The sequence below is a fragment of the Lentzea xinjiangensis genome (genome assembly GCF_900110955.1).
Classification (GTDB): Bacteria; Actinomycetota; Actinomycetes; order Mycobacteriales; family Pseudonocardiaceae; genus Lentzea; species Lentzea xinjiangensis.
This window is the reverse complement of record NZ_FOFR01000010.1, coordinates 124680-136320: the sequence shown is the minus strand read 5'-3', so window position 1 is coordinate 136320 and position 11641 is coordinate 124680. Positions and strand designations below refer to the sequence as shown.

At 67.3% G+C, this 11641-nt stretch carries 14 protein-coding genes; 4 read left to right on the top strand and 10 right to left on the bottom strand.

Annotated features, from left to right (window positions below; translation table 11 throughout):
* Positions 1–13: 13 nt before the first annotated feature.
* The 6 genes from BMW88_RS22025 to BMW88_RS22005 form a co-directional block, all read right to left on the bottom strand.
* Positions 14–1183: an MFS transporter gene (locus tag BMW88_RS22025; RefSeq protein ID WP_177221227.1), complete on the bottom strand. Its 1170-nt coding sequence runs from the start codon at positions 1181–1183 to the stop codon at positions 14–16.
* 336 nt (positions 1184–1519) lie between these two features.
* Positions 1520–1645, bottom strand: coding sequence for a hypothetical protein (locus BMW88_RS44025; protein WP_281249429.1), 126 nt, complete (start codon positions 1643–1645; stop codon positions 1520–1522).
* A 94-nt stretch (positions 1646–1739) separates the two neighbouring features.
* Positions 1740–2111, bottom strand: a complete 372-nt coding sequence (locus BMW88_RS22020) for a hypothetical protein (protein WP_089953451.1) — start codon at positions 2109–2111, stop codon at positions 1740–1742.
* 21 nt (positions 2112–2132) lie between these two features.
* Entirely contained in the window at positions 2133–2579 is a 447-nt protein-coding gene (locus BMW88_RS22015; protein WP_089953450.1) for a hypothetical protein, read from the bottom strand.
* Between the two features lie 11 nt (positions 2580–2590).
* Entirely contained in the window at positions 2591–3028 is a 438-nt protein-coding gene (locus BMW88_RS22010; RefSeq protein ID WP_089953448.1) for an FAD-binding oxidoreductase, read from the bottom strand.
* Positions 3025–3936: an LLM class flavin-dependent oxidoreductase gene (locus tag BMW88_RS22005; RefSeq protein WP_089953446.1), complete on the bottom strand. Its 912-nt coding sequence runs from the start codon at positions 3934–3936 to the stop codon at positions 3025–3027. Before BMW88_RS22005 ends, BMW88_RS22010 begins: the two co-directional genes overlap by 4 nt.
* Before the next feature lie 91 nt (positions 3937–4027).
* Here BMW88_RS22005 and BMW88_RS22000 point away from each other — a divergent pair, with 91 nt between their 5' ends.
* Positions 4028–4576, top strand: a complete 549-nt coding sequence (locus tag BMW88_RS22000) for a TetR/AcrR family transcriptional regulator (RefSeq protein ID WP_089953444.1) — start codon at positions 4028–4030, stop codon at positions 4574–4576.
* A 934-nt stretch (positions 4577–5510) separates the two neighbouring features.
* Here the strand turns inward: BMW88_RS22000 and BMW88_RS21995 are convergent.
* The 4 genes from BMW88_RS21995 to BMW88_RS21980 all read right to left on the bottom strand — a co-directional run bounded on the left by BMW88_RS21995 (position 5511) and on the right by BMW88_RS21980 (position 9225).
* Positions 5511–5696, bottom strand: a complete 186-nt coding sequence (locus BMW88_RS21995; protein ID WP_089953443.1) for a PspC domain-containing protein — start codon at positions 5694–5696, stop codon at positions 5511–5513.
* 118 nt (positions 5697–5814) lie between these two features.
* Complete coding sequence (locus tag BMW88_RS21990) at positions 5815–6849, bottom strand: sporulation protein (RefSeq protein ID WP_089953441.1); 1035 nt, start codon at positions 6847–6849, stop codon at positions 5815–5817.
* Positions 6850–6877: 28 nt separating this feature from the next.
* Complete coding sequence (locus BMW88_RS21985) at positions 6878–7930, bottom strand: hemolysin family protein (protein WP_089953439.1); 1053 nt, start codon at positions 7928–7930, stop codon at positions 6878–6880.
* Positions 7927–9225 carry a hemolysin family protein gene (locus BMW88_RS21980; protein ID WP_089953438.1) on the bottom strand — a complete coding sequence of 433 codons (1299 nt, stop codon included), beginning with the start codon at positions 9223–9225 and terminating at the stop codon, positions 7927–7929. Before BMW88_RS21980 ends, BMW88_RS21985 begins: the two co-directional genes overlap by 4 nt.
* A 131-nt stretch (positions 9226–9356) precedes the next feature.
* On the opposite strand from BMW88_RS21980, the gene BMW88_RS21975 reads away from it, so the two are divergent.
* The 3 genes from BMW88_RS21975 to BMW88_RS21965 all read left to right on the top strand — a co-directional run bounded on the left by BMW88_RS21975 (position 9357) and on the right by BMW88_RS21965 (position 11636).
* Positions 9357–9755, top strand: coding sequence for a MerR family transcriptional regulator (locus BMW88_RS21975; RefSeq protein WP_089953666.1), 399 nt, complete (start codon positions 9357–9359; stop codon positions 9753–9755).
* Positions 9756–9980: 225 nt separating this feature from the next.
* On the top strand, positions 9981–10172 hold the full coding sequence (locus BMW88_RS41040; RefSeq protein ID WP_143116184.1) for a hypothetical protein: 192 nt from the start codon (positions 9981–9983) through the stop codon (positions 10170–10172).
* Between the two features lie 513 nt (positions 10173–10685).
* Positions 10686–11636, top strand: a complete 951-nt coding sequence (locus BMW88_RS21965) for an arabinan endo-1,5-alpha-L-arabinosidase (protein ID WP_089953435.1) — start codon at positions 10686–10688, stop codon at positions 11634–11636.
* Positions 11637–11641: the final 5 nt, after the last annotated feature.

The window sequence follows — 11641 nt, the reverse complement described above, 5'->3', positions numbered from 1 at the left end:
CCATGCCCGCGGATCAACGCGGAGGAGCTGTGGACCTCAGCCAGGACAAGCTTGGCCACAACGCCAAAGGAACGGAAACCGCGCCGGCGATCGCGATCACCCACGACGGGTTCACGACTTCGGCGGCCAAGCCCGAAACCCCGATCCCCATTCCCTGCGCGGCAACGTTCGCGGACGAAGCCAGCCCCATCCCCCTCGACCGGGAAGCGTCCGGCAGCAGTTCCGCCAGGAAAGACGCCGACATGACCACCAGCGCGGCCCACAGAGCGCCACTGACGGCAAACGCCACCATGGCAACGAAAATCCCATCGACCAGGGCGATCGGAACCAGCGGGATGCCAACAGCCACGCAAACGACTGCAAGCGCGACCCGCTGACGGTCCGGTGTCACGAAACGAACGAAGATCGGCAGCCCGATCACGGCACCGGCACTGCAGCTCGCCAGGACCAACCCGACCACAACGGCTCCGTGTCCCATCTCGCTCACATAAGACACGGCGATTCCTTCCGGGACGACGTAGCACACGCCCAGGAAGGTCATGACGAATATCGCGCGGCGTCGAGGATCGCTCCACACCAGCGTGACACCGTCCGCGACGAACCGAGCGGAGGATGAAGCCGGTGCCGAAGCGGGACGTGAACGGATGCGCGTCCCCAGCAACAGCGCGGACGCGGCGAACGTGAAGGCGTTGACCGCCAGGCAGAACTGGGGACTCAACGCGGTGGAGAGAAGGCCTCCGGTCGCGACTCCCGCCAGCTGAGCCGCCTGGACGGTGATCTGCCGGAGGGACATGCCCACCGAGTACTGCTCCGCACTGAGCAAGTCACGGAGAAGCGCGAGTTGTGCGGCGCTGTAAGGCCCGCCCACGAAGGACAGGACCGACACCAGCACGCACAGCCAGACCAGGTCGACACCTGGGATCACCATGACCGCGACGACGAGAGCCCGCAGACCGTCCACGAAGACGACGACCTGGCGGCGCGGACGCTGATCGGCGACCTGGGACAGGGCCAGAGTTCCGGCCAGGGCGGGAACGAACGTCAAGGCGTAGGTCAGCCCCGCTATCGCAGCGGAGCCGGTGCGATCGAACACCAGCACCACCAGCGCGACCCGCGCGAACTGGTCACCGGTGACGGACAGCAACTCGGCCAACCACAGCGCCCGGAATTCTTCGACGGACAAGACCCCACGAAAAGTGATTCGACTCACTACACCCACCGACGACCGCAACGAAACAGAATTACGATACGTCGCGGAGGACGTGGATTTGGACATCCGGGCCGACACAAGTGACCGTTGGAACATCTTCCCTTGCACTTTCGACCGAATCTGTTGCAACCGCGGACTTGAGGATGTTGGGTGGTACTGACAATCCCGAAACGAGGAGGGCTCGATGAGCGCAATCAAGCCGCCGCCGTGGCTCTGACGCGGTAGCACAGAGGTAAATGGTGGGGTCGGGGCACAAGAACTCACGAGTTCACATGCCCCGACCTTTTACCGTCGGCCCGCTACGCCTTCTCAGCCCGCGGAGACGCGGAACATGTCCATCCACACGCCGACCCCCGCCCAGGCGTTCTGCCACTCGCCACAGGTCGACGCCACGTACGCCAGCCCGTTCCCCGCTCCGGCACGTTCGACGGCCACGCGCTGTGCGAGCCGGACACCCCTTTCTCGCGCAGATTCGACGCGTTGCACCAGGCCAGGAGGGACCGGAGGCCGGTGGCGGCGCTCGGGTCACCTACGTCTGGCTGCGGCGCAAAATCCCGGCCGGGTCGTACTTCTGGGCCAGGTCCCGCACGCGCTCGCCGGTGGCGCCGGGGAAAGCGCGATCAAAAGTCTCAGCCGAAGGCCGGCTCTCGAAATTCCGGTAGGCGCCGATGGCATGGCCCCAGAGCGGACGCGTCGCCGCGTGAAGCTCGTGAGAGCCTTGGGGCGGAAAAGCCGTGACGGTCACGAGGACCTCCGCGGCGCGATGGACATACGCCGTGGCTTCGAGGGCGATGTCGTTGGCCGCTCCCCCGATGGCGCGGACCTGGACCAGTGGCCGGGACGGATGCCGGACGACTTCCACCAACGCCTGGGCGGATTCCTCGGTGAGCCGTCCCAGCAAGGCGTTGGTCGTGGTCGCCGGCTATTGCCCGACATTGGGGTGGAGGTGGCTGTGCGACACGAGCTCCGCATACCGGCCACGACCGAGAAGGCCCCGATGCACACCACTCTGCCCGGTCCAAGGTGCGAGGGCCGCTTCGGCGACGCGGAGATCGCTCGTTGCCAGAACCGCGGTCATGACGAGCACCGGCCGGCCTCCTTCGGCGGTCGTGAGAATGCCGCTCATCGTGAGTTCCCGGGGTGCGTTCGCCATGGACTCGGACCACCGGCGCAAGGCCACGCCGCCGTCGTCGATTTCGATGACGACCTGACCGGCGTGGATTCCAGGCAGGTGCATGCCCTCGATGTCGAAGTCGGTGACCACGCCGACGTAGGAACCCGCGCCGCGAACCGCCCAGAGCAGATCCGGGTTCGAGGCGTCGGCACGGACGAGTTCGCCGGAGGGCAGCACGACGGTCGCCGCGCGCACGTGATCGATCGTCAGGCATAAATGCGCACGAGCCACCCCAGGCCACCCGCAGTGGCCAAGCCGCCGACGCCGACGTTGCCGTGGTCGCCGGAGCTGATCGCGAGCTCGTACGGGGCGAGGGCGGACGCCACCTCTGCCCATCGCGCACCCGCGCCCACCCGGACCAGGCGGGTGTCCCGGTCCAGGACGGTGACCGCGTTCATCCTGCTCAGGTCGACCACCATGCCGCCGTCGTTGGACGAGGTCCCGGAAAGTCCGTGACCGCCACTGCGCACGGAGACGGGAAGGTCGGTGGCCGCCGCGTACATGACCGCCTCGGACACCTCGGCCGCTGTGCCGGGCAGGAGGATCTCGGCCGGTGAGTGGCGTGTCGTGTACGTCGAGCGCAGCAGCCGGTAGGCGTCGTCAGCAGGTGTCACGGTCAGCAGTCCGCTGGGCTGTGTCCTCATCGGGAGGCCCTCTGTTCCGCGACACGGTCACGAACCGCGGGAGCGACCTCACGTGCGAATGCTTCCAACGACGTGGAGGCGTCGCCTGCAGGCCAGAAGATGAAGGTGTCGAAACCCAGTTCGGTCACGGAGCTGGTGAGGAAGTCCACCCAGCCGGCGACATCGCTGATCAGCCCTTGAGCGGTGTTGCGTGTTTGCCCACCGGTGGCGGTGATGGCGCCGATGACGTTGTAGATGCGCCGGATGTCGGCTGGATCGCGGCCGGCGGCGCGCGCGGCGTCATCGATGATGCCCTGTTTTTCGGGCACGTCCTCAGGTGGCACGTAGATGTTGAGCGGCGAGATCCAGCCCTCCGCACGCCTGCCCACCAGTCTGAGCATGCGTGTCTTCTGGGCGCCTAGCCACACTTGGGGACGCTGCCGCGACGCCGGGCCCGCAACGTAGGTGACGTCGAGCTCCTCGTTGCCCGCCCGGACCGGTCCGCCGCGCAGGGCTTGGAGAAGGATCTCCACCGAGATGTCGGCGTACGCGACCATGGCGCCGCCTTCACGTCGTGGCGCTCCCATGCCCGCGATGGCGTCGGGGAACGGCCCGCCGCCAACCCCCAGCTGCACACGACCCCCGTTGAGGATGGCCAGCGAGGAGGCGGCTTTGGCCAGCATCGCCGGCGGCCTGAGCTGGAGGTCGGCGACATCGGTCATCACCGAGATCCGCTCGGTCGCGGCCGAGAGGTAGGTGAGCAACGTCCAGGTGTCGAGGTGGGTCGGCTGGTAGGCGTGGTCCTGGACGCCGAGCAGGTCAAGGCCGAGGCCGTCGGCCTGACGTGCCAGGGCGAAGGCCTGCTCCAAGCCCTGAGCGGCAGGATCGACGCTGACGCCGAAGCTGAGCTCGTGACCGTAGTCGGTCATGGGATCCTCCGAGGCTATCTTGAGGTACTCTCAATTTGAGACACCAGCTAGAACTTGATGGCCTGTCAAGTTATTCCGGAGAAGAGATCTGATGCGCGCAGACGCACGCCGGAACCTCGAGCGCATCCGGGCGGCGGCCTCCGAGGCGTTCGCCGAGCACGGGCTGGACGCGCCTTTGGAGGACATCGCACGCCGTGCCGGCGTCAGCGCCGGCACGATCTATCACCGGTTCGGGAGCCGGGAAGGGCTGATGGACGCCGCTGTCTCCGACATCGCGGCCAGGAAGCTCGACGCCGCGATCGCGGCCACCACAGGAACGACACCGTGGGAGCGGTTCGAAAGCTATGTGTCGGCCCTGGGCGAGGTCCAGGCGGCCGATCCGGCCTTCAACGACGTGGTCGCCCTGCGCTACCCCCACGCCGGTGAGCTGCGCTCCGTCCACGAGCGCGCCATCGCCCAGGCTGAGACGTTGATGCGCGCCGCACAGGCAGACGGATCACTCCGGCCCGACGCCGATCCTTCCGACATCGGCCGGCTGATCTGGCTCAACGCCCAAGCCATCCGCCTCGGCGGGGACTGGTGGCGTCGTGGACTCGGTTTCTTCCTCGACGGGCTGAGCCGCACCCGCCATGACCAGTGAGCACCCTTTCTCCCACCCGCGAAAGGAACCCGGTGGGGTGCCGAAACTCTGCAACGCGTCGCTCACCCGCGATTGAAGCCAAAGGTCAGAGCTGGCATGCCGCGGGACCGAGGCCGGGGTGCGGCGCGGCTGCACGAGGACATGGTCTCCCGTGATGTGAGCTTGCAATCAAGCCGGGTACGTAGCCACATACCATATAAATCCAAAGACCATGGCCATCAGCACCGCACCCGTTATCGCACCATTGCGAAAATACACGAACCGGTCAGGAGGTCTGACGGTTGTCGCATCCAGCGCCAACTCCGAGACACTGCGCATTTCGTCGACATTGCTCTTAAGCTTAGAGGAGGCCGCCGTTAGCGCATCAGCCGCCACATCAAGCCTGTGAAGACAGGCTACATTTTCCAGATTACAGGCCCGCGACCGAGCCCAACTCGTCGTCCTGGCCTACGAAACCGGTCTCGTCACCCCGGCCGCCGCGACCTGACGTCCGCCGCCTGATCGCCGGCAGAAGGGACGGCGGCTCTTCCTCGAAACGCACGCAGCAGCTCACTGCGCTGTCGTGCCGCTGATCGCGTTGTGCCGCTGAGCGGATGCGATTGCGAACGAGCCCATAGCGCGACGGGCAGCTTCGGATGAGTTCCGGCCTTGTCGAGGTGGTGACACTCCGAGCCCGCGACTCCGAGCTGGACGCCAGCCAGGTACGTGATGTCGGCGGTCAAGGGCGGAACCCTGTGGACACGATCTCGGCGTGCCCAGGACGCGGCTTGATCTTGACCGGATCCGCTCGGCTCGCCGCATGATCGACCCGGTGTACCCGGACACCCCGCTGTACCGGTTCGACCGTCCTGTCAGCGGCTTCCATTCACGAAGAATGGTGCGACAAGCGTGACCTGGTAAGGCGGACGCCTGCCGCACGTGTCTGCTGCCACGTCTAGCGGCTGGGCATGATCACCCACAGCACGAGGTAGACGACGAACTGCGGGCCGGGCAACAGGCAGGAAAGCACGAACAGCAGCCGGACCGTGCCCGGCTTCATCCCCCACCTCGCGGCAAGCCCGGCGCACACGCCGGCAATCCTGCGGTTGTCACGTGGCCTGCTCAATGTTGTCGGTGCCATTGCTCCGCCGTTTCACTTGTGACGCAGGTGGGGCCTGGCGCTCTCGGCCAGGACACGGATGTGGCGGTGCGGCAGGCGAAGACCATCGGAAGCGGTGATCGCCTGCCGCACCCGTGGATCACTCCTCGCCGAAGGCGAAGTCGCCGCCGTCCTCGAAGACCTCCTCGACGACCTCACCGAGGACCATTCCACCGACGACGCCCGCCGCACCCGCGGCGACCACGCCACCGATGCCGGGCCCGCTGCGGTGATGACCACCGTGGTGTCCGTGCTGGTCATAGCCGGGCTGGTGGCCGTAGCCGGGCTGGTGGCCGTAGCCGGGCTGGCCGCCGAACGCCGGGTTGTGGCCCATGTGCCCGCCGCCGAACGCCGGGTTCGCGTCGCCGCGCTGAGCGACCTGAGTGAGCCAGCCGTTGATGGCCGACGCCCAGTCGGTGCCCTGGGCCTCCTGGTGCGATGCACGGAAGTGACCGAACGCGTCACCACCGGAGGAGAACATGCCGCCGCGCTTGTCGGCTTCCAGGATCACGTAGAGCTCGTGCGGGTTCGCCACGAACGTCAGCTCGACCTGCTGGACGGCACCCGCGAACTGGGCCGGCGGGAAGAACTCGATCTCCTGGTAGAAGCCGAGCTCCTGCGGCACGCCGTGCAGGCGGCCGGCTTCGACGTCCGCGCTGCGGAACGAGAAACCGAGCTGCCCGAACGCGTTGAGCACCGCGTCCTGCGACGGCAGCGGGTGCACCAGGACCGGGTCGAGGTCGCCCTTGTCGGGGGCGCCCGCGATCACGAGCTCGGTGCGCACGCCGACGGTCATGCCGGGCAGCGGGCCGCCACCGACCGCGGTGATCGGGGTCTCCCACGGCATCGGCAGCTGGAACGGGATCGAGATCAGCTGACCGGCGGGGACGCGAACGCCCTGCTGCACGATCATGCGGAAGAACTCCGACACACCACCGAACTCGTGGTCGCCGTGCTCGACCTCGACGCGGGTGACGAGAGACAGCACGACCTGGCCGATCTCGGCGTCCGCGCTGCCGCCCTGGATGCGCACCTGCCCGGTGACGACCTGGCCGGGCGCGGCGTGTGGCGAGTCCAGCACGGTGTCGACGGACGGGCCGCCGACGCCGAACGCGCTGAGCATCCGTTTGAACAAGTCTCCTCCTGCGGGGACTGGGTGTGAGTTAGTTCTGGCGCACCGCGACACGCGGTGCGTCGGTCTCGTCGTCGAAGTCGCCGATGAGCTCTTCGAGCAGGTCTTCCAGCGCCGCGATGCCGACCACGCGGTCGGCATCGGACACGAGCGCGAGTTGCGCGCGGTCCGCCTTCATCGCGGTGACGGCCGCGGCCACCGGCATTCCGGCTTCCAGCGTGAGCACGGGGCCCATCAACGAGCGGGCGTCCGGGTCCTCGCCACGTGCCGTGGCACGCATGGCCTCGCGGATGTGCACCAGGCCGACGTAGCGACCGCGCAGATCGGTCACCGGGAAGCGTGACCGTCCACACTGGAGGCTGCGGCGCTCGATCTCGCGAGCCGTGGTGTGCGCGGTGACAGTGGAGGTCTCCTCCATCGGCACCATGACCTCGCGCAGCGTTGTCTTCTGCACCTGCAGCATGCGGGTCAGCAGTCGTTGCTGGTGCTCACCGATGAGGCCGTGCTCGGCGGACTGCCGCACCAGAAGCCGCAGGTCCTCAGGCCGGTGCGCCTGAGCCAACTGGTCCTGGGGCTCGACCTTCATCAGGCGCAGCAGGCCGTTCGTCGTCGAGTTCAGTCCACCGAGGATCCAGCGAACGGAGTGCGCGAACGCGCGGAAGGGCAGCGCCAGCATCAGCGCCGACTTCTCGGGGTGCGAGATCGCCCAGGACTTCGGCGCCATCTCGCCCACGACCATGTGCAGGAAGACCACCAGCACCAGGCTGATCGCGAACGCGACGCCGTACGCGACACCCTCCGGCAGGCCCACCGCCGTCAGCAACGGGTCGAGCAGGTCGGCGACGGCCGGCTTGGCCAGCGCGCCGAGCCCGAGAGTGCACAGCGTGATGCCGAGCTGGGCACCCGCGAGCATCAGCGACAGCTCGCGCACGCCGGCGACGGCGGCGCGCGCCGCACGCGACGTCTCGGCCTCCTGCTCCAGCCGGTGCCGCTTGGACGCGATCAACGCGAACTCGGCGGCGACGAAGAAGGCGTTGAGCGCCAGCAGGACGAAGGAGATCGCGAGAGACATTCCGGTGCTCATCGAGCCTCCTCCCGAACTCGTGACGTCACGACCACGGTCTCGGGCACGTTGCGTGCCACAGCGGTGACCAGCACCGTCACGTGGTCCAGCTCGATCTCGTCGCCCACCTCGGCGGTGCGGCCGAGCCGGTGCAGCACGAGGCCGGAAACGGTGTCGTACGCGTCATCCGTCGGCAACGCGACGCCGGTCGTGTCCTCGACCTCGTCCAGCCGCATGCGTCCGGGGACCTGCCACTTGGTGTCGTCGAGGCGTTCGACCACTTCTTCGAACAGGTCGTCCTCGTCGTGGATCTCGCCGACGAGTTCCTCGGCGAGGTCTTCCAGCGAGACGATCCCGGCGAAGCCGCCGAACTCGTCCAGCACGCAGGCGAGCTGACGGCGCTCCGTGCGCAGCCGTTCCAGCACGGCCGGCAGCGGCAACGTCGCGGGCACCACGAGCGCGGGCGAGGCGATGTCGCCGATCGGCGTGGCAGGCCGCTGTTCGGGGGTGAGGGTCAACACCTCGGCCAGGCCCACGACGCCGCGGATGTCGTCCAGGTCGTCGCCCACCACGGGAAAACGTGAGTGACCGGTGTCGAGCAGCTCCACCACGCGTGAGGCGGGCTCGTCGAACCGGACCCAGTGCACGTTCACCCGCGGCGTCATCGCCTGCTCGGCCGCCAGCTCCCGGAAGCCGAGACCCCGGTCGAGCAGCTGGGCGAGCTCCGGGTCGAGGTGCCCCTGCTCCCCCGCGTCGCCGACGATCTGCTTGAGGTCCTCCGGCGTCGCGCCCTGCGGCAGCTCCTCCACCGGCTCGATCCCGATGGAACGCAGCAGCTTGTTGGCCGCCGCGTCGAACAACCGGATCAGCGGACCGGCGATCTTGAGGTAGACCAGCGTCGACGAGCTCAGCCACGTGGCGAGCGCCTCGGGCTTCGCGATCGCGAGGTTCTTCGGCAGCAGCTCGCCCAGAACCATCTGCACGACGGTGGCGAAGATCAGCGCCACGGCCATCGCCAGCGGCACGCCGAACGACTCGGGCAGCCCGAGCAGGTTCGCGAGGCCGGTACCGAGCAGCGGCTCGGCCACGTAACCGACGAGCAGCGCCGTCACCGTGATGCCGAACTGGGCACCGGACAGCATGAACGAGAGCTTCTGCGTCACGCGATAGGCACGCTCGGCGGCCTTGTCGCCGTCCTCGGCCATCTGCTGCAGCCGACCACGGTCGGCCGCCATGTACGCGAACTCCTGGGCCACGAAGTAGCCGGTGGCGGCGGTGAGCGCCACGATCGCCAGCAGGCCCGAGAGGATCAACATGCCGCACTCGCGGCGTTGAGAACGTTCAGCCGGGTTCGCCCCGGCGTACTACTACAGCCGTCGATGTCGGCTTCTTCAGACATGACCTCACAGTAGCACGCGACACTGTATGGTTTTCGGAGGAGGTGAACGTGAGCGAAGCGTTGCTCAAGATCGGCGAACTGGCCGCGCGAGCGGGCGTCAGCATCCGCACCGTCGACTACTACACGACGTTGGGCCTGATCAGCCCTGCCCAGCGCACCGCGTCGAACTACCGTCTCTACGCCCAGGCCGATGTGGATCGCATCCACCTGGTTCAACGTCTGGAAGTCCACGGTGTTCCCCTGGAGGAGATTTCCACGGCGCTGAACACCCGAGCCTCCGACGTCGCGGCGATCCTGGACCGCATCGACGTCGACCTGCAGGCCCTCCAGACGGCCGCGGACGTCGCCGCACCGGAGATGCAGGGCCTGCTCGCGGTCATCGCGACGCGAGTGCACTCGTTGATCACCATCGCGCTGCAGATCCCGCCGGATGTGATGCTGCCGTAGCGGCTATGCGACCTTGCGCATCCGCACCGAGGTGACGGCGTGGTGCGCGACGGATGCTGGCCGGGTCGGTCCACTCGGTGGCGGACACGAGCGACCAGGCGCTCCTGCTCGGCGGCAAGCGCGCGAAGCGGACAGCCACGCCCGAACTCCCCTCCGGTTGCGGACCATGCATGGCACAAGTGGACGGCCCCGCACCCAGTCGACTCGTGGCAACAAGTTTCGATCGTGGTCCTGCTGGTCGCCATCGTCCTAGAACGACTCGCGCTGCGCACAGTCGTGCTCGACGGACTCCAGCAGCCGCTCGGTCAACTGCTGCAACACCCCGTCCCACCGACTGGCTTCAGCCCGCTCGCCTTGGCACTGTTCCGCAACCCGGTCGCACGCTTCGAGTCCTCGGCGTTCTCCACAAGCATCTGACCACCCTGCGGCGTCTCGTGGCGGATGAGAGATCTGCACGTCGCCTGACGACACAGCCGCCGACCGATGTTATCGCTAACACTTCCCTGGGTTGTCGGCTTGTTCCACCTTGGATGGATCACGTGTTCCAGCAGTTCAAGGCCAATTCGAAACTTGTGTGGTCGAAAAATTCGACTTAACAACCACTGTTAGCGATAACAGAGGGCCTTGTCGAGTGTGCCAGGCATCGTTATCGTGCTGAGAGCGCTTCGGTGATGTGGCCCGGAACACAACCGGTGGTGCACTCAGGTTCCCGCTCGCGAGGAGGCGAGACATGGGCTCACGCACGCAGACGACTTTCCGGGCAGCTGACGTCTTCGCACTGTGCAGATCAGCACGCCGGCACAGGACGTCCTGCCCCTCGCGCTGACACCCGCTCAACACCCATCAGCCGACACGTGCACTGCACCAGTCGGCAACAAGTCGCGCCGCCGCAACCACTCGCCAGAAATCGAGGACATCGTGGTCTTATCGATGAAACGCGTTCTGATACCGCTGCTGGCCTTGGCCGCCACAGCCGCGATGACACCATCCGCGGCGGCGGCATACCCCGCCCCAGGCCGGGTCACCGGTGACATCGGCGTGCACGACCCGAGCGCCGTCAAGCGCTCGGACGGCAGCTACCTGATCGCGCACACCGGCAACGGAATCGCGCTCAAGACCTCCACCGACCGCACCGCGTTCCGCAACGCCGGCGCCGCCTTCCCCAGCGGCACGCCGTGGGCCGACACCTACACCGCGAACAGCCGCAACCTCTGGGCGCCGGACATCTCCTACCGCAACGGCCAGTACTGGATGTACTACTCGGCCTCGACTTTCGGCTCCAACCGCTCGGCGGTCTTCCTGGCCACGAGCTCCAGTGGCAACTCCGGCACGTGGACCAACCGCGGCTTGGTCGTCGAGTCGCGCACCAGCGACAACTTCAACGCCATCGACCCCGACCTCGTCGTCGACGACCAGGGCCGCTGGTGGCTGAGCTTCGGCTCCTTCTGGTCCGGCATCAAGATGATCGCGCTCAACTCGTCGACCGGTCTGCGCTCGGACTCCACGATCCGCGCCATCGCCGGCCGCAACGGCGGCGCGATCGAGGCGCCGAACATCGTCAAGCGCGGCAGCTACTTCTACCTCTTCGTCTCGTTCGACCGCTGCTGCCAGGGCGCCTCCAGCACCTACCGCGTCATGGTCGGCCGCTCGGCCAGCGTCACCGGCCCTTACGTCGACCGCAACGGCACGACGTTGACCTCCGGCGGTGGTACCGAGGTCCTCGCCGGCCAGGGCAGCATCCACGGCCCTGGGCACCAGGACGTGCTGGCGGACAGCGACAGCGACGTGCTGGTCTACCACTACTACGCGGACAACGGCGCGTCCCTGCTCGGCGTCAACCTGCTGGCGATCGACTCCGGCGGCTGGCCCTACGTCCACTGATGCAC